The organism is Aeromonas sp. 160P, from assembly GCF_055193095.1.
In genome coordinates this window covers 3,195,123-3,218,545 of sequence record NZ_JBUXKV010000001.1, presented here as the reverse complement: position 1 = coordinate 3,218,545, position 23,423 = coordinate 3,195,123, and the positions used below count along the sequence as shown (strand labels likewise).

At 56.0% G+C, this 23,423-nt stretch carries 20 protein-coding genes and 1 pseudogene; 14 read left to right on the top strand and 7 right to left on the bottom strand.

Annotated elements, in window-relative coordinates; genetic code table 11:
- The first annotated feature begins 276 nt into the window (after window positions 1–276).
- Window positions 277–1,368 carry a M14 family metallopeptidase gene (locus ACY8FN_RS15035; protein WP_463100458.1) on the top strand — a complete coding sequence of 364 codons (1,092 nt, stop codon included), beginning with the start codon at window positions 277–279 and terminating at the stop codon, window positions 1,366–1,368.
- A 176-nt stretch (window positions 1,369–1,544) separates the two neighbouring features.
- Here the strand turns inward: ACY8FN_RS15035 and ACY8FN_RS15030 are convergent, their stop codons facing one another.
- The 3 genes from ACY8FN_RS15030 to ACY8FN_RS15020 form a co-directional block, all read right to left on the bottom strand.
- Window positions 1,545–2,759, bottom strand: a complete 1,215-nt coding sequence (locus tag ACY8FN_RS15030) for an IS256-like element ISAs3 family transposase (protein WP_463099048.1) — start codon at window positions 2,757–2,759, stop codon at window positions 1,545–1,547.
- Between the two features lie 75 nt (window positions 2,760–2,834).
- Complete coding sequence (locus tag ACY8FN_RS15025; protein WP_463100457.1) at window positions 2,835–5,480, bottom strand: phage/plasmid primase, P4 family; 2,646 nt, start codon at window positions 5,478–5,480, stop codon at window positions 2,835–2,837.
- An 803-nt stretch (window positions 5,481–6,283) separates the two neighbouring features.
- Entirely contained in the window at window positions 6,284–6,634 is a 351-nt protein-coding gene (locus ACY8FN_RS15020; RefSeq protein WP_463100456.1) for a hypothetical protein, read from the bottom strand.
- Window positions 6,635–6,840: 206 nt separating this feature from the next.
- Here ACY8FN_RS15020 and radC point away from each other — a divergent pair, with 206 nt between their 5' ends.
- The 9 genes from radC to ACY8FN_RS14975 all read left to right on the top strand — a co-directional run bounded on the left by radC (window position 6,841) and on the right by ACY8FN_RS14975 (window position 13,139).
- Window positions 6,841–7,296 carry a RadC family protein gene (gene radC, locus ACY8FN_RS15015; RefSeq protein ID WP_463100455.1) on the top strand — a complete coding sequence of 152 codons (456 nt, stop codon included), beginning with the start codon at window positions 6,841–6,843 and terminating at the stop codon, window positions 7,294–7,296.
- Entirely contained in the window at window positions 7,293–7,661 is a 369-nt protein-coding gene (locus ACY8FN_RS15010; RefSeq protein WP_463100454.1) for a DUF2787 family protein, read from the top strand. Before radC ends, ACY8FN_RS15010 begins: the two co-directional genes overlap by 4 nt.
- 17 nt (window positions 7,662–7,678) lie before the next feature.
- Window positions 7,679–7,807: a hypothetical protein gene (locus ACY8FN_RS15005; protein WP_254902196.1), complete on the top strand. Its 129-nt coding sequence runs from the start codon at window positions 7,679–7,681 to the stop codon at window positions 7,805–7,807.
- Window positions 7,804–7,947 carry a hypothetical protein gene (locus ACY8FN_RS15000; RefSeq protein ID WP_176698531.1) on the top strand — a complete coding sequence of 48 codons (144 nt, stop codon included), beginning with the start codon at window positions 7,804–7,806 and terminating at the stop codon, window positions 7,945–7,947. The genes ACY8FN_RS15005 and ACY8FN_RS15000 overlap by 4 nt, the downstream gene beginning before the upstream one ends.
- Window positions 7,948–8,187: 240 nt before the next feature.
- Window positions 8,188–8,745: a recombinase family protein gene (locus tag ACY8FN_RS14995; RefSeq protein ID WP_463100453.1), complete on the top strand. Its 558-nt coding sequence runs from the start codon at window positions 8,188–8,190 to the stop codon at window positions 8,743–8,745.
- Between the two features lie 138 nt (window positions 8,746–8,883).
- Entirely contained in the window at window positions 8,884–10,332 is a 1,449-nt protein-coding gene (locus ACY8FN_RS14990) for a hypothetical protein (protein ID WP_463100452.1), read from the top strand.
- A gap of 88 nt (window positions 10,333–10,420) precedes the next feature.
- Complete coding sequence (locus tag ACY8FN_RS14985) at window positions 10,421–10,831, top strand: hypothetical protein (RefSeq protein ID WP_463100451.1); 411 nt, start codon at window positions 10,421–10,423, stop codon at window positions 10,829–10,831.
- Between the two features lie 175 nt (window positions 10,832–11,006).
- Window positions 11,007–11,309 (top strand): DUF4156 domain-containing protein, encoded by a 303-nt coding sequence (locus ACY8FN_RS14980; protein ID WP_254196874.1) that lies wholly within the window; start codon window positions 11,007–11,009, stop codon window positions 11,307–11,309.
- A gap of 742 nt (window positions 11,310–12,051) precedes the next feature.
- Window positions 12,052–13,139 (top strand): IS3 family transposase gene (locus ACY8FN_RS14975; protein ID WP_463099321.1). Its coding sequence is split into 2 segments (ribosomal slippage): window positions 12,052–12,301 and window positions 12,301–13,139, totalling 1,089 coding nucleotides; the frame shifts between segments, so codons are not numbered across the junction.
- A gap of 253 nt (window positions 13,140–13,392) precedes the next feature.
- Here ACY8FN_RS14975 and glpC read toward each other — a convergent pair.
- From glpC to ACY8FN_RS14955, 4 genes and pseudogenes are all read right to left on the bottom strand, one after another.
- Window positions 13,393–14,595, bottom strand: a complete 1,203-nt coding sequence (gene glpC, locus ACY8FN_RS14970; RefSeq protein ID WP_463100450.1) for an anaerobic glycerol-3-phosphate dehydrogenase subunit GlpC — start codon at window positions 14,593–14,595, stop codon at window positions 13,393–13,395.
- Window positions 14,596–14,698: 103 nt separating this feature from the next.
- Window positions 14,699–15,976, bottom strand: coding sequence for a glycerol-3-phosphate dehydrogenase subunit GlpB (gene glpB, locus ACY8FN_RS14965; protein ID WP_463100449.1), 1,278 nt, complete (start codon window positions 15,974–15,976; stop codon window positions 14,699–14,701).
- A pseudogene (glpA, locus tag ACY8FN_RS14960) lies at window positions 15,969–17,640 on the bottom strand (anaerobic glycerol-3-phosphate dehydrogenase subunit A); the annotation flags it as partial. The gene glpB and the pseudogene glpA, both read right to left, overlap by 8 nt.
- 244 nt (window positions 17,641–17,884) lie before the next feature.
- Window positions 17,885–18,340, bottom strand: a complete 456-nt coding sequence (locus ACY8FN_RS14955; protein ID WP_463100448.1) for a YchJ family protein — start codon at window positions 18,338–18,340, stop codon at window positions 17,885–17,887.
- A 123-nt stretch (window positions 18,341–18,463) separates the two neighbouring features.
- On the opposite strand from ACY8FN_RS14955, the gene ACY8FN_RS14950 reads away from it, so the two are divergent.
- The 4 genes from ACY8FN_RS14950 (at window position 18,464) to ACY8FN_RS14935 (ending at window position 23,399) form a co-directional block, all read left to right on the top strand.
- Window positions 18,464–20,131 (top strand): methyl-accepting chemotaxis protein, encoded by a 1,668-nt coding sequence (locus tag ACY8FN_RS14950; protein ID WP_463100447.1) that lies wholly within the window; start codon window positions 18,464–18,466, stop codon window positions 20,129–20,131.
- Between the two features lie 132 nt (window positions 20,132–20,263).
- Window positions 20,264–21,475: an ROK family transcriptional regulator gene (locus ACY8FN_RS14945; protein WP_068979313.1), complete on the top strand. Its 1,212-nt coding sequence runs from the start codon at window positions 20,264–20,266 to the stop codon at window positions 21,473–21,475.
- A gap of 179 nt (window positions 21,476–21,654) precedes the next feature.
- Window positions 21,655–22,419 (top strand): tRNA-uridine aminocarboxypropyltransferase, encoded by a 765-nt coding sequence (locus tag ACY8FN_RS14940; protein ID WP_463100446.1) that lies wholly within the window; start codon window positions 21,655–21,657, stop codon window positions 22,417–22,419.
- A 203-nt stretch (window positions 22,420–22,622) separates the two neighbouring features.
- Entirely contained in the window at window positions 22,623–23,399 is a 777-nt protein-coding gene (locus ACY8FN_RS14935) for a TSUP family transporter (protein WP_463100445.1), read from the top strand.
- Window positions 23,400–23,423: the final 24 nt, after the last annotated feature.

Genomic DNA, 23,423 nt, shown 5'->3' with positions numbered 1-23,423 from the left:
GCCCTTTGCCTTTGTTGGCGGGCAAAACGGGAAAATCAAAAGCGGCAGATGTGATTTGGTTTTGTGGTCTTGCATGTCAGCACAGGGGAGAGTGGATTCATTCGTCTTCAATGTGTCCGAGACTATGTCTTTGCATCACATTTCTTCTAACCCAAAGTAGATACTCGACTTATCTCTTTGATAGCTTGGTCACCTCGACATGTTTTTAGCCTTGGACTGCCTGCCAGCTTATCGAGTCGGGATTTACTAATCATATTGAGCATCATGGAGAGTCGTATGCGTTATGTTGCGTTTGCTGTTGGATTAGCACTTTTTGGTTCGGTTGCCCATGCAGCCACCCAGTACACAGGCGATAAGGTCCAAGGTATACCTGTGATTTCAGCACTCGATGTCGCTGATCTTGCTACAGGCCAGCACCGTTTTATGTTCGAGGGTGTCGAGACCGGAACTGGCCAACGTTGGTACGTGCCGATCATGGTGGCCAAAGGGGCTACCGATGGTAAAAAAGTATTGCTACAGGCTGGAGTACATGGTGACGAACTCAATGGTGTTCGGATCGTACAAAAGGCGATGGCACAACTTGAACCAGCCAAGATGAAAGGGACCGTCATTGGGGTTATTGGCCCCAATCGTTCCGGTTTAGAGCGAGTGTCGCGTACATGGGCAATTTCAACTGACGGTGGTGATGTGATCGATTACAACCGGATTCATCCCGGTAAAGAGACAGGTAATGCTCCCGAGCGTCAGGCATGGCTGATGTGGAACAAAATCTACAAAGGGAATGTCGATTTGGCCATCGACTATCACACTCAGTCTACTGGGACGGCATACCCACTCTTTATCTATGCTGATTATCGCAATGCGGATGTAAAGACCATTGCGGAACTGTTCCCTGCCGACCAAATTAAAAAGGATCCCGGTGAGGCAGGGTCGATGGAAACTACGTTTGTTGAGAATGGCATTCCGGCTATAACAGCAGAAGTAGGCGAGCCACGGGTGTATCAACAGGATATGATTGATCGAGGCTTACAGGGGGCCTTAAACGTATTGCGTCACTACAAGGTGATAGATGGAAAGCTTGGGGCCACCGCCGAGAGCCACAAGACATACATAGGTAATGAAATGAGCTCGATTCGGGCAACGACTGGTGGCTTTGCAGAAGTTCTCGTCAAGTTGGGGGACGATGTGAAGAAGGGCCAGAAGGTTGCTTTGCAGCGTAATGCTTTTGGTGATGTAGTGGCCGAATATACTGCGAATATGGACGGTAAAGTGCTTGCAGTCGGCACTGATGCTGTACGTGAGCCTCGGGCGTTACTGGTTCGGATTCTGGGGCAAAATCCTATGGACACTTGCAAAAATGGTTGCTAACTAAGGGATGCAGCTATCGCGACAAGGAACATGTTTCCGTTAAGGTCTGCTTTGGATGCACGACCAAACACTCTATATATTGAGCGTTACTTTTAGATCAAAGTATGAGGGGCCCGCAGGCCCCTCGTTTGGTTATACGGGAGCCTGTAAATAATTCTGTGTAACTGCCCACTCCATTACAGGTGACCGTTCAGGCGATCACCGAACTCGATAATAAAGCGATTCAGGGCCGGCTTCCAATTCTGGATCGGCATGGTCCATTTCTTGGAGGCCTGCTGTATCGCGAGAAACGCCACTTTGAGCGCCGACTCATCGGTCGGGAAGAGCTTCCGTTGTTTGGTCGCTTTGCGCAGCACGCTGTTCAGTGACTCGATCGCATTGGTGGTGTAGATCACCTTCCGGATCGCGGGGGGATAATCGAACAGCGTGATCAGATTAACCCAGTGACTCTGCCAGGAACGCGCTATCTGCGGGTACTGGCTATCCCAGCGTTCGCCGAAGGCCGCCAGCGCCTGCTTAGCCTCACGCTCCGTCGCAGACTGGTAGATCTGCTTCAGTTCAGCCGTCACCGCCTTGTAGTCCTTCCAGGAGACGTAGCGCAACGAGTTGCGGACCATGTGGACGATACACAGTTGCACCTTGGTTTGAGGATATTCCACGGCAATGGCATCAGGGAAGCCCTTGAGACCATCCACACACGCGATCAGGATGTCTTCCAGGCCGCGGTTCTTCAGCTCGGTCAAGACCGACAGCCAGAACTTTGCCCCTTCGGTCTCGGCCAGCCACAGGCCCAACAGCTCCTTGTGCCCCTCCATATTGATGCCCAGTGCCAGATAGAGCGACTTGTTGATCACCCTCTGGTTCGCGCGGATCTTCAGCACAATGCAGTCCAGATAGACGATGGGATAGAGCGGATCCAGCGGCCGGTTTTGCCATTCGTGGACCTGCTCGATGACGCGTTCGGTCACCTTCGATACCAGCCCCGCCGAGATGTCGGCGTCATACATCTCTTTGAACGCGTCCACGATATCCCGCGTACTCAAGCCCTTGGCGTAGAGGGCGAGGATCTGGTCGTCCATCTGGGTCAGGCGTGACTGACCCTTGCGGACAAACTGAGGCTCGAAGGAGGCGTTACGGTCACGAGGCGCCTGGATGGTGACCTCTCCATGGTGGCCTTTTAGGCGCTTGGTGGAATAGCCATTGCGATTGTTGCCGGTCCCGCGGCCTTGTGGGGCGTGTTTCTCGTAGCCCAGATGCTCGTCCATCTCGGCATTGAGCGCGGTCTCAACGGTGAGCTTGATCAGCTGTTGGGTGAGTGTGCCGAGATCTTTTTCAGATTTGATGTCTTTGGCCAGCTCAGCGGCCAGTGCTTTGAGTTTGTCTTGGTCCATTTGCTTACCCACGAAGGTATCCTTTTGAAAAAGTTACTTATTCGTGGGCGGTTACACAATTGGATTTACAGGCTCTTATACGGTGTAGTTAGCACCGAGCTCTGTCTTACTGGATGATGCCGTCATGTCAGCCATCTCGCTATCTAGCAGGGTCAACCCGATGATGGTTACCTTGTTGTTGTAGCGGGTGGTGGCAAAGCCCTTCTCCATCAGCTTTTTCTTCAGGGTCTGCTGCTTCATGGCCCATTCACCGTTCTGCTTGATCCACTCGCAGTAGACTGCGTAGACCTCGCTCATGGGCACTTTGGCCCCTACTCTGGCCTGTGTGCACTCTTCCAGGAAGCAGCCGACCATATCCGACTCGGCACGGTAGGTCTCGACATCCTGCTTGAGGCGAGCAGGAATCGATGCCTTGAGTCTCTGCTCTTGCCACATCTGGCAGCCCTGAATAGCCCAATTCAGAATGCCTGGCATCTCGGCCCGCAGCTTCTCCATCAGCATGGGGTCTAGCTGTGCCTTCGTGAAGGAAGCATTGAAGGGCAGCATCAGCATCCGACGCCACATACCATTGCTGGTATCGCGGATCTCGGGCTTGTGGTTGCCCACCATCACCAGTGAGAAGGTCGGGCGGAACTCCATCTCCTTCTTGGCGTAGGGAGCACGAGCGACAATCACGTCATCCCCCGTCATGGCTTTCACCAAGTTCTCATCCATGCGAGACCCCTCTGGCAGTTCGTTGGCCACCACCAGACGGGCATCCACCAGCTTGGTCAGTGACGGGTTCGGCCCGGTATTACCGTTGCGGTTAAACAGCAAGACGTTACTGCTGATCTGCCGACTGAACTCTCCCAGCAACTGCTGAATGACCGACATGAAGGTACTCTTGCCGTTGCAGCCGCCCCCGTGGAGGAAGAACAGGAGCTGTTCGTCGGTGCGGCCGGTGATCCAGTAGCCCACACAACGTTGCAGGAAGGCGGCATACTCGGCATCGTCACAGGTGATCTCGCTGATGAACTGCTCCCATCGCGGGCAGACAGCGGCTGGGTCATAGGCTACCGGGCTATGGTGGGTCATCATGAATGCTCGTCTCGGTGCCAACAGGCGACCCGACTTCAGATCGATGACACCATTCGCCGTGCCCAACAGCATCGGATTGGCATTCAGCTCGTGCAGTCTTGCCGTCATCATCGGCTTGGCCAGCTCCAGCATGTTTTGAATGCCAGCCCGGTTAAGGCTGCTAGAGCCGTGTCTGAGCACTGTATAGGCCCAAGACAGCTCCTCTTTCTTGCATGCCTGCTTGATCAATGCCTGCCCCATTTCCTGGATCTCTTTGCCCACTGTTTGAGCAAGGGTCATGGGCGTCAAGTCATTCTGGGTCCAGTGCGTCCCGTCAAAGTGGATAAAGCCACCTAACTCAGGGACGAACTTCAGGTTATGCCCGTGCATCTGCACAAACCGTTCGGCGTTGGCCGAATCGTTGAGCTCGTTTTCAAAGATGGCTGTACGTGGCATGACCTTGACGACTTCCGATAGCTGATCATCGTCCTGGACGGCTTCGGCTTCGGCTTCGGCTTCGGCTTCGGCTTCGGCCACAGGCTCAACCAGGGTAAATGCTGCCACCAGCTCGGCCAGGGGCAACGGGTTGTCGCCGTGCAGATACTCGTCGATGTCCTTGACGCTATCCGGCAGCTTGACTTGGGTCAGCTTGAGACCGAGTTGGGCCACTTTTGAGCGGTACTTGTCGCCAGCATCGTCGGTATCGAAGAAGGTGACGACATCACAGTCAACGAGCTCACACCCCAGCCACGCCAACTGGGTCTGTGATAGTGTCCCGATGGTAGCCAGCACAGGGCCCGGCCAACCGGCATCTACCAGAGACAGGCGGTCATTCTCTCCCTCTACCAGGGCGACAGGGCCGGGGGAATTCAGACTCTCTTCCCCGTAGAACTGCACCCCGTTAAGCCAGTGCTGGCTCGGCAACTGGAACTGATACTGCTTGTTGGGGTCCTTGAAAGTGAAGCGGCTGGCTTGTCCGCTGCGGTCGAAGTGCGGGAACACATAGACACCGCTCGGGAAGAAGTCACGAAGCAGATCTGGGGCATCGTTGCGAAGCTTGACCAGACCGGAGGCCAGTCGCTCCTCTCGGCTGAACCCGGCATCCTTCAGTGCCTTGTTCAGGCCACCGGAGAAGCCGATATCCAGCCCCACCAGCACCTCCTCAGAGTGGCCACGCAGCTCCATAAGTTCGTCTAAATTCAGACGGGACTGATAGTGACTAGCTGCGAGATTGAAGATTTCTTGCAGGCGAGCAGGTGGGGCCGTGTAGATCGGCTGCTCCAGCTTCACCACTTTGCGAACGGTCGGGGTGACTGACAGCTCTCCCAGCAGGAGTAAACGGGCGGCATCGTAGGCGTTACGAGCCAGACCGGTCTTGACGATAAGCTCGAACACGTCCCCTCGCTCCTCACAGCTAAAGCAGTGGAAGTTATTGTCGTCAGGGTCAGGATAGAGGGTGAAGCAGTCGTTATGGCCACACAGTGGGCAACTGGCATCGTCCAGTCGATAGGTGTTGGAGCCGACTTTCTTGACGTCTTGCCCAGTCAGGGCTGAGGCGACATCCAGAATGGGGAACTGCTCTTTGATGGCAGCAAAGTCGATAGTCAGGGAGTGGCCAGCATCGGCCAGGGCATATTCAAGATCAAATTGAGTGGATTGAGACATGATGTCTCTCCTCTTAGATGACCGCTGCTGTGGAACTAAAATCAGGTTGAGTGCGTTCCAAGCGGCGGTAATCAGGTCGGGTAATTGGCGCCCCCCGAGGGCTTATGGCGTGAGCCAAGGTGCGATGTGCGGGGGCGTCTGCCCGCCGACAACCCCGACTATACGGATCGGCGGAAGCAATACAACCCCTCTTTTTTCCTCCCCAAGTCCCCATTTCGAGTTTTCGTTGTGAACAACGCAAAAAAAGCTATTCATGAAATATTCTAATGATTGATACAGGTGATGTAGTGACATCCCTTGCTAAGTCGATAGCCTCCATCCGGCCCAGCCAAACAGGTGGGATATAAGGTCTGCCGATCTGCTCAAATTTCGGCAGATTGAGCACCCTAGTTGGCCCTTTTGCTCTCGTTGGTGGGCCAAACGGGAAAATCAAAAACGGCAGATGAGGCTTAAGGCGATGTCATGAAGCAATACCAGCAGAATCTGGGGTTGTATTTGGTTAGCCGCCGTGACGGGGATCATGTCAGGGCCAGCCGAGCTGGCTCTTGCCCTCAGCCTATAGTGGCAAGAAAGGGGAAAAGAAGCTGAACAAAAGAAGTGGGAGCTGGTTCAGAAAGAGCATCTGGAACAGGTCAGGTAGGTCTGCCGATCTGCTGAAATTATGGCATTTTTAAGAACTTTTTCTACGAGATTTCATACAGAAAAAGTTCTATAACTAGCTGAAATTTCAGCACATTTAACATCCGAAATGGCCCCTTTGCCTTTGATTGCGGGCAAAAGGGCTTGATCCAAAGTCAGCAGATTTACGCAGCCACCACCTCCTCGGACAGCATCGCATGAACCGCCTTGGCGATGTGCTCCAACGCCAGCCCATCGGCGTAGCCAGAGTCCAGCATGTGAGTCGTGACGAATGCATCCGGTAGCCCTTTCTGATGGAGGAAGGACTGGACTAGCTGGGCCTGCTTGGGGGTGATGGCAAAGTCACCGCGAAGGCAGCCCTTGCGGTGGTAGTTCTCGATGATCCAGAGTGCCGGAGTGTTACTTCTACTGCAACGCTCGATTAGCTCGCTCTTCATCTTCTGGCCCAACGGGCTCTTCTCGACCTCTTCATCCATCATGATATGGGTGGGGTGGATTTGTGGCTCGTAAATCATGCTGTTTCCTTACATCATCGCTAAGTTGGCGTTTCGGTTAGATATTTTTTTGGTGCATCCCTGACATTTTAAGGGTACCCCTCCAGGGTACTTATACCCTGACCGACGCAATCTGACAAAGTCACCGGCGGGAAACCGTCGTTCAATATCTGATCCTCCCCCTGGCATAAGTAACTCGTGTACCCAAACGACGCGAGGTTACTGTTATGTCACACCACTATGATGATCACGATCACATCATCAATCAGGCATTGGCCATTCTGGAGAGCCGACAGCGGCATCTGGGCCACGCCTTCACTCAACCCAAAGCGGCAGCAGACTTCCTTCGGCTCAAGATGGGGGACTACGAGCGGGAAGTGTTTGCCGTCATGCTGCTCGACAATCAACACCGGTTGCTCGATTACCAGGAGCTGTTCTTCGGCACCATCAATGCCGGCACTATTCATCCCCGTGAGGTGGTCAAGGCGGCTCTCAACAGAAACGCCGCAGCGGTCATTCTGGCCCACAACCACCCCTCCGGCATGGTCGACCCTTCAGATGCAGACAAAGCGATTACCACTCGTCTCAAGGAGCTGCTTGAGATGGTAGACGTGCGAGTGCTTGACCACTTTGTGGTGGGACAGCATGACATCGTCTCGTTTGCCGACAGGGGGCTGCTATGACCCCATCCAAACAGCTACAGGCCCTGTTCGCCAAGTTAATCGACCTCCACCCCGATGCCACTGCCCTGACCCTCAACTTCCGAAGTCCCGATTATTCCGCCGACACGGGTGGTTACCGTCCGGTCGAAATTCGTCTGGAGAAACGGGCTGGTAGCTGGCGAATGGCCTACGTCACCGAGTTTACTTACCTCGGTGGCGAGCTGGTCAAGGATCTCGATTTTGACTTCAACGCCGGGCTGGCCTCACAGCTCTGGTGTGGAGAGCGGCCGCTGGCCACCACCATGGGCCTCTACCGGCTCTGGGAGAGGAACTTTCTCGACTATCACCGGATGGAGGTCTACCGACTGAAGATAACCCCTGAGTAATCGCCATGAATGACTTCATGAAAACCTTGCTGCTGGACGCCTTGAAGGCAGCCCTGACGGCGTTTGCGTCTGTCATCGTCAACGCGATGATGGCTCGCTACATGCCGCCACACTTCTACAACATGAACGAAGAGGACTACCCATGAACAAAATGATCCTGACCTCGGTGACACTGGTTGCCATTGCAGGGGGAACCCTGATGATCCGCCTCATCGCCCGCGACAAGGCTCATGCCGATGAGCTGGCCAAGGTATTGCGGATGCCGGGTGGGGCGACGCGTCATTGAGATCCCCCGGTCGGCACCCTGCATGACCAATAGATAGAGCAGCCAGAGCATCTGGTTGACTACCCCTGCGGGCCCTCCATTACGGAGCGGCCCGTTTTCATTTGTATCACTGGCACAGGTCAATAGACCAAGCCCGTGTGACGCGAGCGAAAGTGCCACTTTTTGCCGGTCATATGGGTTCCTTTCGACCTTCTGACCGGTCGAGTCAGTGTACCTTGCCCTATTGACCAGGAGGAGACCATGGCACTGGTGGGATATGCACGTGTCAGCACTGTGGGGCAGAGCCTGGATGCCCAGCTTCAGGCTCTGGCCGAGTGCAGCAAGATATTCAGGGAGAAGGTGAGCGGGGCCAAGGATGACCGCCCTCAGCTCTCGTTGATGCTGGATTTTGTACGTGAGGGAGACGTAGTGATGGTGACCAAGCTGGATCGCTTGGCTCGCAACACTCGCCACCTGTTGGAGATCTCGGAGTACCTGCACGCTAAGCGGGTTGCTCTGAGGATTTTGAATCTGGGTATCGATACCTCGACACCTACCGGAAAACTGATGCTGACCATGATCGGTGCCATCGCCACGTTTGAGCGTGAGCTGATGCTGGAGCGTCAGGCAGAAGGGATTGAGCTGGCTAGGCAGCGTGGGGTCTACAAGGGCCGCAAACCGACAGCCATGGCGAAGGGAGACGAGGTGCAAGCACTGGCGGCAAGAGGACTTGCCAAGGCCGAAATCGCACGTCGGACGGGGATCAGTCTCTCCAGCGTGCAAAGAATACTCAGGCAGTTAGAGGGAAGATCAATGTAATCAACAAGATAAAGTCGTCATTAATGCGTGAAAGCGCTATCAATCACACAAATCTTAGCTGCGATTTATTAGCATACCTCCTTTGGAGTCAAATTGTGCTCGGTGTGCTGATAATAAAAAAGACAAGGAGAGAAATAGATGTCAGTTCGTTCACTGGTGAGTATGGGTGTATGCATAGCTCTGACTGCTTGTGGAGGTGGTGGTGGAGATAGCGGTGGTACCCCGACCCCTCCTAAACCCAAGGCCGCGATCTCGGGGAAAGCGATCGATGGGTATGTTCAAGGGGCCTCTGTCTATCTGGACCTGAACTTCAATCGGCAATGGGATGAGGGAGAGCCTAAGAGCACCACATCTGGGGCTGGTGATTATCGTCTGGAGCTGACAGAGGCTCAGCAAGCGTGTGCTCAATACGTGCCCTTGGTTGTCGATGTGCCTGTGGGGGCCGTGGATCTGGATCTGGGGCCTGTTGAGAAGGCTTATCAGATGGTACTACCGCCGAAGTTCAAGCCGATCACGCAAGATGATTTCTATCATGTGACGCCGCTGACCACTGTGCTGTGGAGTTCAGTAGAAAAGGAGTTGGCTGCTGGTGGGGCTCTGACTTGCCAGAGTGTGATGGAAAATCAGCAAAAGCGTGAGCAACTGATGCAGTCGCTGAAACAGGCTGTGGATCGGGTGATGTATCACTACAACATCCCTGAGAATAAACTGTTCGATGACTTTATCGCTACCGGTGATGACGAGACTGCGATCAAGGCCCAAGAAATCGTACGCGGGCTACAGAAGTCATTCAGCGCCAGTGAAGAGCTAAAGCGTGCCCATCCTGATGCGTTCTATGCCTATGTGGATTACCACCAGGGTGACTCGAGAGACAACAACAATGCGTATCCCAAGGCTTGGTATCGCGAGCAAGGGATCTATTGGCCAACCAAGAGTCAAACTGAGCTGGTTAAAGTTAGTGACGACTTCAATCAAGATATCAAAACCATCATCTATGGCGAGAAGATCAGCGTTGCTGGAAAGGACTACCGCTACAGCAATAGCTACGAGTTTGAGTCTCGGAATGGAGACGGAACACCTTACAGCTGCGACATCAAGGAGACTGTCTCCACTAACGCTGATGCGAAGGAATATGAGCTGGTGAACCTTGCTAACGGTGAGGCTCAGGCGTTTGAAGAGTGCATCCCAGAGAACTTGACTGGGGCAATTACTCATCGCTACGCGACGGTCGGCTATAAAGCGGAAGGGGCCAACTACAGCAGCCAGTTTGTTTACTTCCTCGGCGGTTCTGCCAGTTTCCCTTTCCTCAGTAACTGGGTAGGGATGGCTCATGATCACGCGACTCGTAACATGAGCGAGTTGGTTGCCGCTTTCGAGCAACTGCCGTACCGCTATGATGACAAGACGCCGGAGCCGGATGCTGGTGCTTGGTTCAAGAAACAGACCGTGACTGACAGCAACAAGGTCACCACCACTATCAGCTATGACAACCAAGGGCGTTACCGCAAGTTCACCGTCTTTGCTGATGGGACGCACAAAGAAGAGTGCGGCACTGATGGTGTTGTATGGGGGACGTGCAACCAGTAACACATCAAGGAGCCCATATCGGGCTCCTTTTTATTAGAACAACCGCCTCGCGGTAGCTTCTTCTATCGATAAAATGAGGAGTTGCAGTATGAGATTTTTTACGTCGTCTATTTTTTTGTTACTTTCTGTCACATCATCCGTTGCTCTGGCTGAAGGCAAGAATGGGGAGGCTCTTCGTAAGTTTTCGTGTGAGACGGCAAAACACCGGATTTTTATTGATTCAACCGACAACAATTCTTACCGCTACCGCTCTTGGAATAAGCCCAAGGCAATAAGTGAAAAACCAGATGTCGAGTTAATAGATCAGAGGGCATGGCGGCCTCAGGGCACTGGGGCTTGTAGTTACACTGCGTGGGATTTCTCGCGAGGGAATGTAAATTACCTTGTGTTCGAGCCAGGTGGATGTGGCGAAGCTCCTGCTTCGGGTGAACCAGAAGACCATGGAGAATTGGTAGTAATGATTGATGATGTCGAAAAGCTACGCCTTAGATGTCAATGACTGGGAGCCATCTATATAGCAGCTAGTCCCATGTTGTGGGTGGGGCTGGGTATCAGCGTGTCGAGTGTCCATAGAATTGCTTGTCAATCTTGAGTTGCTTGTGCATGATTTTGTATCGAGTCTTCCCTCATTAACTGGGTGTATGTCAACCACCATTCAGAGACTGGATTTTGAAATGAAGAAAATTGCAATTCTATTTTCAGTAGCATTAATAACTGCATGTTCATCAAGTTCATCAGCATCATTGCCAGTAAAAGTTATTGATGCTAAAGCGGCAGAGAGCTGCAAGCTCATTGATGTTGTATCAGGAACTGAAATTTTCAGCTTGACAGTAGATAAGAACGTTGCATTGGCAAGACAAAATGCTGCAAATGAGGCTATCAAGCTAGGAGCTAATGCTGTTGTCATTACAGGTACTGACGTTACCGCAAATGGTAATTCGGCAACCGTTACGATGAATGCGTATTCGTGCAACTGATTCAGTATTGGTGCTAGCAACCTCGGATATGAGGAGATGCGATCTTGATTTATCGCATCCTTTCATTGCCATCTATCGATAAGGGAGTGTTCATACAGTGAAGTTATCAGGGATTGTATGTGTTCTGTGTGGTGTTTTTTTGATTTCTAATGCTCTTGCTGCAATTACTGAAGAAGGGAGCGCTGTACAAAAGTCCCTTTCTGAAGGCAAAAAATGCATGGCTACATGGAGTAGTGAAAGTTCTAAGGAAGGCCAAGAGACAGAGATTTTCGCAGTGAGGGAGCTGGATGGTAAGACCCAATACTACGTTTCTCACTCGAATGAGTACCCAAAGATATGGACATGGGACTTTAGACTTATGGGTATCAAGTGCGAGTAGTACCCTAAGCTAGCATAAAAAAAGCAATCTGGTGTTACGTTGAAAATGAGGGGCCTGATAGCATTATCTGTATAGCTGCTTGCATCATATGTGGTACAAACCAGTGGTACAGTCGACAATGATCCAAGTTAAAATATCGCAATGAAATCAGTGGGTTGAAGAATGACGGATAGTATCGAGGGTTCGAATCCCTCCCTCACCGCCATATTGAAAGCGAAAGCCCCATGAACTTCATGGGGCTTTTTCTTTTTACCGCAAAAAGGCCAGTGCCAGGATGCGGTGTGGTAATCCGGTAATCCCCCCGAAAACCTGGGGTGCTCATAAGTAGAATTTTCTCGTATCTTGAACGCAGGAGGTTCTAACATGAAAACATCACGCTTTAGCGATGCCCAAATCATCGCCATCCTCAAACAGGCCGAGTCTGGCTCACCCGTCCCTGAACTCTGCCGCGAGCATGGCATCAGTTCCGCGACCTTTTACAAGTGGCGCGCCAAATTCGGTGGCATGGATGCCTCTCTCATGGCTCGCCTCAAAGAGCTGGAGGAGGAAAACCGCCGCCTCAAGAAGATGTATGCCGAGGAGCGCCTCAAAGCCGAGATTATCGCCGAGGCCATAGCAAAAAAGTGGTGACGCCATCTGCCCGCAGGGAGATGGCTATCAAAGCCGTGTCGCTCTTTGCCATTTCTATCCGGCTAGCCTGCAACATCTTCAAGGTCAGCGAAGGCTGTTATCGCTATCAACCCATGCTCGCCGATGAAAACCAGCTTATTGCGGATTGGTTGCTGCGTATCACCAACAGCCAGCGGAACTGGGGCTTTGGCCTCTGCTTCCTCTACCTGCGTAACGTCAAAGGGTTTGCTTGGAACCACAAGCGGGTCTACCGGATCTATCGGGAGCTTGAACTGAACTTGCGCATCAAGCCCAAGAAGCGACTGGTACGTGAAAAGCCACAGGCTCTGGCCGTGCCTGCCCAGCCTAACCACTGCTGGTCGATGGATTTTATGCACGATCAACTGAGCGATGGCCGGTCAGTGCGACTGTTTAATGTGATCGATGATTTTAACCGCGAGGCGCTGTGCATTGAGGTCGATTTTTCATTGCCCGCTTCACGGATCAAGCGCGCACTGGAACAGGTGATTGAGTGGCGTGGCAAACCGGCGATGATCCGGTGCGATAATGGACCAGAATATATCAGCGAAGTGCTCAAGGCGTGGGCGGCGAAACAGGAGATCACCTTGGGGTATATCCAACCAGGCAATCCTCAGCAGAACGCGTACATAGAGCGGTTTAACAGAACGGTACGTTACGATTGGTTGGCTCATCATCTGTTTGGCACGCTGGAGGAGCTCCAAGAGTTTGCAACCCAATGGCTGTGGGTTTATAACCATGAGCGGCCCAATATGGCGCTGGATGGTTATACCCCGAAGCAGCATCTGGCAAAGGCTGCATGACCTCTACTTTTGAATGCCCCTAAAAATGGGGGGATTACCGTGTCACTATCATGCTTGGTTCACCATGCCGGGTTCATCATGTCTGGTTCACGGCCCACATCGGCACGATAACGCCCTTTCGTGCGTTGATATCGACCCCAATAAAAGAGCCCCTCTTGTGCAAAGAGGGGCTCTTTTATTATCTGGGCAGGCCATAGGCCTGCACGCTGTTATGACGGTGTCTCCTTGCGCCATTGCGCAAGGTACTGATATCTCACGCGAGCGCTTGGGCCAGCAGGTGGATGGGATGTTCGCAGCGAAATGTCGTGCTCATCTCGATCTGCCATTTGCAGGTTTCGCAATCGGTGATCACCAGATCGGGGGAGAGGCGGTTGATCTGATCAAACAGCCCTTCGCCGATGGTTTGGCTGGTTTCGTAGTTCTCCGACTTGAAGCCGTAGGTGCCGGCGATGCCGCAGCACTGTGATTCCAATACCGTCACCTTGACTCCGGGAATGGCGCGCAGCAATTCGAGGGTATAGATGACGCCGCCCATCTTCTCCATGTGGCAAGGGGTGTGGTAGGCGATGTGCAGATTGAGCGGCTTCATCGCCGGTTTGTTGCCCTTGTAGAACTCGTTCCACAGGAAGCGGGTCACCAGCGAGATGCGATCCCGCACCTTGTGGTTGTCCTGCTCCAGCAGGTGGGGGTATTCGTCCCGAAGGGTAAAGCCGCAGGTGGAGGAGGTGGCCAACAGCGGCATCTCGTTACCCAGCAGGGTGTTCTCCAGCTGCTTGATGTTGAAGGCCGCTTGCTGCTTGGCCTTGTCCATAAAGCCGTTGGCAATCAGCGGCACGCCGCAGCACTTTTCCCGCTCCAGCAACTGCACGCCTATGTTCATGGCGTTGAGCACCTGCACCAGCTCCTTGCCAAGCTGCGGGTGGTTGTAGTTGACGTAGCAGCCGTGGAAGTAGGCGATCTGGCGCGCATAACTGGCCTGCGTAGCCTTCTGCTTTTTGTACCAGCCTCGAAAGGTGCCCTGGGAGTATTTGGGCAGATCGCGGTGGGAGGAGACCCCCAGCGCCTTGTCCAACACCATTTTCATTGGCTTGAGGCCGGTGGTGAAGTTGACCACGGGCGCCATCAGGGTAGACATGCTGCCCATCAGATCGGTGTGGGAGAGCACGAATTCGCGGATCCCCGGTTTGAAGCCGCTGTATTTGTCTTTGGCCTTGGCGATGATGTCGCCGATGCGCACCCCGCTCGGGCAGGCCACTTCACAGCGTTTGCAGTTGGTGCAGTGCTTGAGGGCGCTGTCGAACAGCTCCGGGCTCTTGATCCGCAGCCGCTCCCCATCCGGGCCTGCCTGTTTGGGGCCAGGGTAGGCGGGGTTGGCCTTGGCCACCGGGCAGTAGGCGGTACAGACGGTGCATTTGATGCACTGATCGAAAGTTTGGTTGGCGTGATCCAGTAGCATGATTTACTCCTCCCGGGCCGGATTGAAAGCAACAGGGATGCGGCAATGGGATTGTCGAGCGGGCAGCGCTCTGCCCGCAGTCAGAAAACAGAGGGTTGGCATCTCAGACTCCAGCCAGAATATGGCCAGCGGCCTGCCAGCCGGTGGCAACGGCAACACCGGAGCCGGAGCCCTCTTTAATAGGGTCGTAGTGGGCCAATACGCTGCCCGCACCATAAAGGTTGGTCATCGGCTTGCCGCCGAGCAGTACCCGCAGCTTATCGTCAGTCTTGACCCCGAACCCCATGAAGGGGTGGTGGTCGAACAGCCGGCGACCGGCCCAGGCGTCACGCTCCTCCAGACTCAGCACATCGGCATTGAAGATGGGTTCGCGAATGCCACGCAGACGGGATTCCAGCCCGCGGCTGAAGAAGCTGCCGGAGGCGAGCACGAAGTTGTCCGCTTCAAATAGCTGATCGTCGCCATTCTGGCTGTGTACGCCGATGACTTTATCCCCCTCATAGCGGGCGCCCAGCACCCGTTCGCTGGTGAGGAAGGTGCCGCCAAGGGCCATGAAACGGCGCTTGAGTGCCTCCTGCATCCGCATCCCGATAAGTGACGGCGGCATGGTCGCCACCTCCTTGATGGTGCAGCCGGTGCGTTGCTCCAGCTCTGCCAGACGCGGGCCGACCAGCCCCAGTGACAGGCAGGCGGGCAGCACGATATGGCGGCAGTCGGGTACGCCGCTCTCTTGCACCATGCGGCTGATCTCGCGGGCCAGTTCGGCCACCAGCGGGTGTTTGCCCCCGCTCTGTTTATCAAACAAACGGGCGATATCGGCGGAGCGAAATTCGTGGGGATTGCGGCTGAACTCCGCCAGCTGTGGCAGGCGTATTTCGCCAGTCAGGACGCGGCAGTGGGCGAAGCGGGGATGGGTGGCCAGATTGGCGGCCGCGAGCGCAGGATGGAAGTCGCGAAAGCCTTCCATGGTGGCGAGCAGCAGGGCATCCGGGATCGGGGCATCGGTGACGCAGGCGCAGGTATCGGGGGAGAGCCAGGTGCGCTTGAGGGTGCCGATGGGGGTCAGGCGCTGGTGGTTGGTCTCGTTGTGCACCAGCGGCAATCCCTGCTCGGCGCAGTGGCGCTGCAGATCGGCAAGGCTCGCCTCGATATTGTCCATCCCTACTTTGCTGTAGGGGTGATCCGGATGGGCGGCCATAAAGGCGGGCAGCGTGGTGCGGGGGTCTCCCTCGCTTTCCAGCAGATCGACCGAGCCGGAGGAGAAGTGCAGGGCGCTCTGGCCGGAGGCCATCAGCAGGGTCTTCTGGCCCGCCTCTACCAGCCGCAGGGCAGCCGAGAGCCCGGCCATGCCGCCGCCGATAACGATATTGTCGAACTTCATGACGGCTCTCCTTGTGAGTGGTCTCGGCTTGCAGCGGCGCGAGGGGGTTCGGCGACCAGTTGTGGCGCCGTCCACTCCCCCAGGCCAAACAGCCCTTCGTAGATCCAGTAGGTAAACTCGGCCTCGCGCAGGGCATCCCCCCACAGTACCGGGCGGGTCCCCTTGTAACGCTCCTCGAGGAACTGGCGCAGCATGACGCAGGCCTGACGACCGTCAGCCTTGCCATACTCCTGCATCAGACCGGCGGCGCGATAGGCACACAGCTCGCCCTGACAGGGACCCATTCCCAGACGGGTGCGGCGGCGCAGGTCGATGAGGTTGTCCACATCCAGCTCGCGCAGGGCATATTCGATTTCGCCTGCGGTGACCATTTCGCATTCGCAGATAAGGGCGTTGGCCTTGGGGTTATCGCGGAAGAAGGCGATGACCCGCTCGCCATGGCGGTATTGGGCCGAACCTTCCGCGGGGGCCGAGAGCCCGGGGGCCGAGACTTTCTCCGGGTCCCGCGAGCCGGGCAGGTTCAGTTCGGCGGTCTGGCAGGGTTTGCTGTTGCCGAGCTTCTTGGCCAGCAGATCGGTGGCCCACTCCGCCATCAGGCGGTAAGTCATCAGCTTGCCGCCGGTGATGGTGTTGAAGCCCTTGAGGCCGTCGCGTTCGGCGTGATCCAGCAGCACGATACCGCGGCTGATGTTACGGCCGGTTTCATCACCGTCTACCGCCACCAGCGGGCGTACCCCGGCGTAGGCGCGCAGAAGACGGGTGCGGGCCATGATGGGGGCGAGCTTGATCCCCTCACGCAGCAGCACCTCCACCTCTTCTGGATCGACGGTGAGCTGGTCAATCTTGTTGTAATCAATCCGGCTGGAGGTGGTACCGATGAGGGAGATGGTATCGCCCGGCACCAGAATGTCCGCATCCGCCGGTTTGCGGGCGCGGTTGAGCACCAGCTGGTTGATGCGGTAATCCATGATGAGCAGGGAGCCCTTGGCTGGGAACATGCGGATACCGAGATCGGCGTATTCGCAAATTTGCTGGCCCCAGATGCCGGCGGCGTTGATCACCTCCTGACACTCCACCTCGAACGCTTCGCCGGTGCGGGTGTTGATGGCCTTGACCCCGTGCACCCGATCCTGACTGCGCAGCAGCCCCAGCACCTTGCTGTGGGTGAAGATACGGGCGCCATGTTCTTTCGCATCCAGTACGTTGGCGGCGGCGAGGCGGAACGGATCGACCGTGCCATCCGGCACATGAATGGCGCCGATCATCGCCGGGTTGGCGTTGGGTTCGAGCAGCAGCGCTTCGCGGGGATCGAGCTGGCGGGTGTCGATACCGGCCAGGGCGCATGCATCCATAAAGGTGCGTTGGAAATTGATGTCATCTTCCGGCAAGGTGAGGAAGAGGCCGCCAGTGTCCTCGACACAGTGGCTGGCAATCCGCTTGAGGATGCGGTTTTCCTGGATGCATTCACGGGCGGACTCTTGATCCGTCACCGCGTAGCGGGCACCGGAGTGGAGCAGGCCGTGGTTGCGGCCGGTGGTGCCAGCGGCGATATCATCGCGCTCGAGCAGGATGCAGTCGATGCCGCGCAGTGCGCAATCGCGCATGATGCCGGCCCCTGTGGCCCCGCCGCCTATGATGACGACTTGTGTGGTTATTCTTTTCATTGTTGCCCGTCTCATCTCTTCCAGATGAGGCCAGTGTGGCCTACTTCTGAGTGGAAATGTTTGATATGGGCCAAATTTGCGCTCGCAAACGCTCATTTGTTCGCGCGTTAATGAGCATTCTGTGACATTTGTCACGCTGCTATCGCCTCGGTGACCTGGCTAGTGGCGGATGGCAGGCACAAAAAAGGGGCATCGGATGCCCCTGTTCGTTTGTGTTTGACGAGTCAGGTCGGTGTGTGACGCGTCAGCCGCAGCACTTCTTGTGCTTTTTGCCGCTGCCACAGGGGCAGGGATCGTTGCGCCCTGCCTTGAGGGGGGCGGGATCCTGCTCCCCCTCGGTGTAGACCCAGCGCCCCTGATAACGTACGAAGCGGGAGCGCTCGTGCAGGCAGTGGCGCTCATCCCCCTCCAGAAACCAGGCTTTGAACTCCACCATACCGGTTTCATCCTCCGGGCCGCCCTGGCTGGTGATGATCTCGAGACCATCCCAGCTGGTATCGCGTTGGGACAGGTCTGCCGCCGTGAGGCCGCCGAGGTGGGCCGGGTGCCAGCTATGGACCAGATACTCCCCCAAACCGAGTACGAAGGCGCTGTAGCGCGAGCGCATCAGCTGTTCCGGGGTGTCAGGCACAGCGCCACAGTGACGTGAGCCACAGCACAATTCGAGAGAAAGGGTGGAACCACAAGGACAAAGATTCATGATTTTCACTAAATGGCCGATTTATTTAGGGGAATTGTAACGAACGCTGGCCTCGCCCTGCCAGCCTATATACTGATGAATAGGCTAGGTATTCCAATAAAAACAGCTGCAAGGATGTGGAAGATGATGCTCAAGCAAAAAATCCTGTTACTGGGTGCGGTGCCCGTGCTGTTGATGGCCCTGGTGGTCAACCTCAGCAATTATATGGTCTCCAAAAGCGATCTGGAGTCTGATCTGGTGGTCGCGAGGGAGAGTGCCATCAAGGAGCGTAAAGCGCTGCTCAGCAGTTACATCATGATGGCCAAAACGGCCATCGATACCGTTTATGCGCTGCCGGACTCACCGGAAAATCGTCAAAAGGTCAAAGAGTTGCTCAGGCCGCTGCGTTACAGCAGCGACGGTTACTTTTTTGTCTATGACTTCCAAGGCAACACCATACTGCTGCCAGTGCGTGCCGAACTTGAGGGGAAAAACCGCTGGAACGACAAGGATGCCAAGGGCAAGTTGCTGATCCAGGACATTCTCAAAGTGGCCCGTCAGGGTGATGGCTTTGCCGAATACTGGACGGCCAAACCCTCCATCGGCCGTGATGCCCCCAAGCTGGCGTTCAACATGGTGCTGGATAAATACCAGTGGGTGATCGGAACCGGTTTTTATATCGATGATATCGACAACGAGCTGGCTGCCCTGCGCGAACAGCGAGAAAGCAACATGCATGCGTCGCTGCAGAGTAGTGTGCTGGTGATCCTGTTGATCCTCGGCATCACCCTTTCGGTGACAGTGATCGTGGGCAACCGGGTCACCAAACCACTGGCGGATGCGGTGTTGGCGTTGAACGATATTGCTAACGGTGAGGGGGATCTGACCCAGCGTCTCAAGGTGCATAGCAAGGATGAAATTGGCCAGCTGGCCAGTGCCTTCAACCGCTTTGTCGAGCGGATCCAGTCGGTGGTGAGTCAGGTGGGAGAGACCAGTAATCACCTGCTTGGTGCTGTCGACAAGCTGCACCATCTGAGCGAACACTACGATCATCAGATGCAGGGTCACAGTCGCGAGACCGATCAGGTGGTCACCGCGGTGACCGAGATGAGCTCCACCGCGCAGGAGGTGGCTGCCAGTGCCTCCAATGCCGCGACGGCAACCAGCGATGCCGCCCGTGAATCTGACGCCGCCCGTGGTGTGGTGAGCGGGGCCATCAACAGTATCAACCGGCTGGTGGGGGAGGTGCATACCGCCTCCGGTGTCATCGAACAACTGGCACAAGAGACCGCCAAGATTGGTTCGGTGGTCGAGGTTATTCGTGGCATTGCCGATCAGACCAACCTGCTGGCATTGAACGCGGCCATCGAAGCGGCGCGGGCCGGTGAGCAGGGACGGGGCTTTGCGGTGGTGGCAGACGAAGTGCGCTCGCTCGCCGGTCGTACCCAGCAGAGCACCAAGGAGATCAACGAGATGCTGCAGCGCCTGCAAGGGGGTGTCAAACAGGCGGTGGATGTGATGCAGGCGAGCGAGGAACGCAGCCAGGAGACGGTGCAGGAGGCGAGCCACATCGCCAGCTCCCTCGACAGCATGGTGATGGCGGTCAGTACCATCAACGACATGAATATCCAGATTGCAACGGCTGCCGAGGAGCAACATGCGGTGTCGGAGGAGATCAACAAGAACCTGGTGGCGATTCAGCAGATTGTCAGCGAGCTGACCAATGCCGCGCTGGAGTCCAACAGCACCACCCGCGATCTGGCCAATACTGGTGACAAGTTGCGCAAACTGGTGTCGCAATTCCGTTACTGATCCTGTGATGGTTCGTGACACTAGCCACAAGATGCGGTCTGAATCCCGGTTCAGACCGCTCTTTATTTGGGTATTGACCAATAATGTGTGAAAATTGGCGGCCTCTTTTTTTCAGCCTTTGCCCCATACCCTATGAATGAGATCGTGAAAGGTAGTATCGATTTGATCCGGCAGCTCAACTACGGCCTGGTCTATGCCAGCCTGGAAGAGCACAAGGAGCTGTCGCGCACCGATCTCTCCCGCTTGACCGGCCTCTCGCCTGCCAGCATCACCAAGATCACTCGTGAACTGCTCGATGGCGGTCTGGTGGTGACCTGTGGCGAAAGCTCGGTGGGACGCGGTCGTCGCCAGACCCTGTTGCGTATCAACGAGCGCCGCTTCCAGTTTCTCTCGATGCGCCTTGGTCGTGGTTATGTGGATATGGCACTGTTTGACTTCTCCGGCCGCTCGCTGGCCCGCCAGCGCCACCTGTTCACCGAGGAAGAGCGGGCCGATCTGCTGGCGAGTCTGGTGCATGCCATCCAGGTGTTTCTGCCGAAAAAGGCCCTCAGTCTGGCTTGTATCGCCCTCTGCCTGCCCGGCCAGGTGGAACGCCACTCCGGCATGGTCAAGCACTTTCCCTTTTACGATCTGCGCAACTGGCCCCTTGGCCCCACTCTGCAACAGGCGTTCTCGGTACCTGTGCTGGTCAGTGGTGACGTGCGAACCTGGATCCAGGCCGAACGTGAGTGGGGAGCAGCCAAAAACTGCGCCGATGCGGTGCTGGTGTTTGTTCACAACGACATCGGGGTGGGCATGGTGGTCAATGGCCAGCTGATTGAGAGTGAGAATTCACTGCTAGGGGATCTTAGCCATCTGCAGCTCGAGCCTTATGGTCAGCGTTGCTACTGCGGCGGCTTTGGTTGTGCTTGCACCCTGGTGACCAATCAGGCGCTGGAGGCGCAATACCGCGATATGCGTGAGCGGATGCAGGAGCATGATCTGCCACCCAGCGTCACCATCCGCGAGCTGTGCGAGCTGGCGCTGGCGGGTAACAGCCTCTGTCAGGATATTCTCCATCAGGCGGCGGGGCGGCTCTCCAAGGTGCTCTCCAACCTCATCTGCCTGCTCAATCCGGGCAAGCTGCTGCTCGGTGGCGAGATCACCCGCGCCGATCGCTTGCTCTTTCCCATGCTGCACCAGTCGCTGGCCAGCCAGTTGCCCGCTGAATATCTGGTGCGGCTGCAGATCGAATCCACTCACTTCTACGAAGACCCCACCAAGCCCACCTCGGTGCAGGTGCACAAGGCGCTGCGCGATGGCAGCCTGTTGCTGGAGCTGCTGCGCGGCTGTCAGGAGTCGTAAGGCAAGGGTATGTAGCCCTGTGTCTGGCGAAAGGGGCAGGGATTGCTGTTCCGCCAGCGTGTAACTGGGTACAATCTTGCGCTTTTCTGGCGGCACCCCTGTTATTGGGCTCCTTGGAGCCATGGCAGTTGGCATTATTGCCGTTTTGGCCCCTGTTTTGACTCCAGTTGTGAACCTAGATGAAGCCTGTTCCTGATCACGCCGTCAACCGCCTGCGGGCCTGGCGCAAGAGTATCTCTACCCGACCGTTCCTCGCCCGTGGCGGCACCCTGGCCCGCTGTCCGGCTTGTCAGCTGCGGGAGGATTGGTGCGCCTGCGAGTGGCGCCCCGAGCTCAAAGCCGAGGCCGGTTTCTGCCTGCTGATGTATGACAGCGAGCCGATGAAGCCCTCCAACACCGGTCGTCTGATTGCTGATGTGTTGCCGGATACCACCTGGGCCTTTCTCTGGTCGCGCACCCAGCCCCACCCCGAGTTGCTGGCCTTGCTGGCGGACCCGGTCTGGCAGCCCTATGTGGTGTTTCCTGCCTGCGAGAAGGAGCCTGCCCGCCTGACCGGGGAGGTGACGTTGGCGCCCGGCAAAAAACCGCTCTTTATCCTGCTCGACGGCACCTGGCCCGAGGCGCGCAAGATGTTCAACATGAGCCCCTATCTGGATGGCTTCCCGGTGCTTGCCATCAAGCCTGATGCGCTCTCTACCTATGGCATGCGGGTGGCCAACTGTGACGAGCACCTCTGCACTGCCGAAGTGGCTGCCTGCGTGCTGGAGGTGGCGGGGGAGTTGCAGGCCGGACAGGCGTTGCAGCTCTGGTTCAATCTTTTTAGTCGCCGTTATATGGCGGGTCGGGTCAGTCGTAGCCCAGGTGACGATGAACACCACTTGCAGCAGGCGCTGGCCTTTATCAACCAGGGTGGTCAGGACCACCTGCCGGATAGCGCTGATTAATCGTGCTGGCGGTGGGTGCTGGCAGGAACGTGACAGGGTTAATTGATGAGAATGTGGAATCAATTGACTGCCATTGTTTCGTTAGTCTCATCAACGGCCGCTCAGTAGGATAGCGGTTATCAGCTGCAGCACCTTGTAAACGCTGTTTTTATGATCCCGGTTGCCTGACCCTGTCGGGCAACTCAATCCCGTGAGGTCTATGGATGGAATTGGAACTGGTTACCCTGTTTTCCCTATTTGGTGTGGCACTGATCGCCGGCTTTATTGATGCGATCGCCGGCGGCGGTGGCCTGTTGACGGTGCCTGCGCTGCTCGCCACCGGCATGCCGCCAGCGCTGGTACTCGGCACCAACAAGCTGCAGAGCAGTTTCGGATCTTTCTCCGCCACCTGGTTCTACGCCCGCAAAGGGTTGCTGGAGTGGGCGATGATCTGGCCTGCGGTGATCTGCACTTTTATCGGTGCTGCCATCGGCACCCTGGCGGTGCAGACCATCGACGCCGCTATTTTGGAGCGCTTGCTCCCCTTCCTGCTGATGGCCTTTGCCTGCTACTTCTACTTCTCGCCGCGGGTGAGCGATGCCGAGAGCTCCCGCCGTCTCACGCCCATGCTGTTTGCGCTGCTGCTGGGGGGCGGGGTCGGCTTTTATGATGGTTTTTTCGGGCCGGGCACTGGTTCATTCTTTGCCATCGGGTTTGTGGCGCTGGCGGGCTTTGGCATGGCGCGGGCTACCGCCCACACCAAGTTGCTCAACTTCACCTCCAACATCGCCTCGCTGCTGTTTTTCGCCCTGGGTGGCAAGGTGGTGTGGAGCGTCGGTTTTTGCATGGCGCTGGGGCAGTTTATCGGTGCCCGTTTCGGCTCGAAGATGGTACTCAAGCAAGGAGTGAAGCTGATCAAGCCCTTGCTAGTGACCGTCTCCTTGCTGATGTCTGCCAAGCTGGTCTGGAGTCAGTACCCCGAGCTGTTTGCCTGGCTCTGAGATACTGAATACCATCTTCTCTCG

Bases quoted from the DNA above. Each gene is read 5' to 3' on its own strand.
- ACY8FN_RS15035 (WP_463100458.1), top strand. From the start codon at position 277: ATGCGTTATGTTGCGTTTGCTGTTGGATTAGCACTTTTTGGTTCGGTT.
- ACY8FN_RS15030 (WP_463099048.1), bottom strand. From the start codon at position 2,759: ATGGACCAAGACAAACTCAAAGCACTGGCCGCTGAGCTGGCCAAAGAC.
- ACY8FN_RS15025 (WP_463100457.1), bottom strand. From the start codon at position 5,480: ATGTCTCAATCCACTCAATTTGATCTTGAATATGCCCTGGCCGATGCT.
- ACY8FN_RS15020 (WP_463100456.1), bottom strand. From the start codon at position 6,634: ATGATTTACGAGCCACAAATCCACCCCACCCATATCATGATGGATGAA.
- radC (WP_463100455.1), top strand. From the start codon at position 6,841: ATGTCACACCACTATGATGATCACGATCACATCATCAATCAGGCATTG.
- ACY8FN_RS15010 (WP_463100454.1), top strand. From the start codon at position 7,293: ATGACCCCATCCAAACAGCTACAGGCCCTGTTCGCCAAGTTAATCGAC.
- ACY8FN_RS15005 (WP_254902196.1), top strand. From the start codon at position 7,679: ATGAAAACCTTGCTGCTGGACGCCTTGAAGGCAGCCCTGACGGCGTTT.
- ACY8FN_RS15000 (WP_176698531.1), top strand. From the start codon at position 7,804: ATGAACAAAATGATCCTGACCTCGGTGACACTGGTTGCCATTGCAGGG.
- ACY8FN_RS14995 (WP_463100453.1), top strand. From the start codon at position 8,188: ATGGCACTGGTGGGATATGCACGTGTCAGCACTGTGGGGCAGAGCCTG.
- ACY8FN_RS14990 (WP_463100452.1), top strand. From the start codon at position 8,884: ATGTCAGTTCGTTCACTGGTGAGTATGGGTGTATGCATAGCTCTGACT.
- ACY8FN_RS14985 (WP_463100451.1), top strand. From the start codon at position 10,421: ATGAGATTTTTTACGTCGTCTATTTTTTTGTTACTTTCTGTCACATCA.
- ACY8FN_RS14980 (WP_254196874.1), top strand. From the start codon at position 11,007: ATGAAGAAAATTGCAATTCTATTTTCAGTAGCATTAATAACTGCATGT.
- glpC (WP_463100450.1), bottom strand. From the start codon at position 14,595: ATGCTACTGGATCACGCCAACCAAACTTTCGATCAGTGCATCAAATGC.
- glpB (WP_463100449.1), bottom strand. From the start codon at position 15,976: ATGAAGTTCGACAATATCGTTATCGGCGGCGGCATGGCCGGGCTCTCG.
- ACY8FN_RS14955 (WP_463100448.1), bottom strand. From the start codon at position 18,340: ATGAATCTTTGTCCTTGTGGTTCCACCCTTTCTCTCGAATTGTGCTGT.
- ACY8FN_RS14950 (WP_463100447.1), top strand. From the start codon at position 18,464: ATGATGCTCAAGCAAAAAATCCTGTTACTGGGTGCGGTGCCCGTGCTG.
- ACY8FN_RS14945 (WP_068979313.1), top strand. From the start codon at position 20,264: ATGAATGAGATCGTGAAAGGTAGTATCGATTTGATCCGGCAGCTCAAC.
- ACY8FN_RS14940 (WP_463100446.1), top strand. From the start codon at position 21,655: ATGAAGCCTGTTCCTGATCACGCCGTCAACCGCCTGCGGGCCTGGCGC.
- ACY8FN_RS14935 (WP_463100445.1), top strand. From the start codon at position 22,623: ATGGAATTGGAACTGGTTACCCTGTTTTCCCTATTTGGTGTGGCACTG.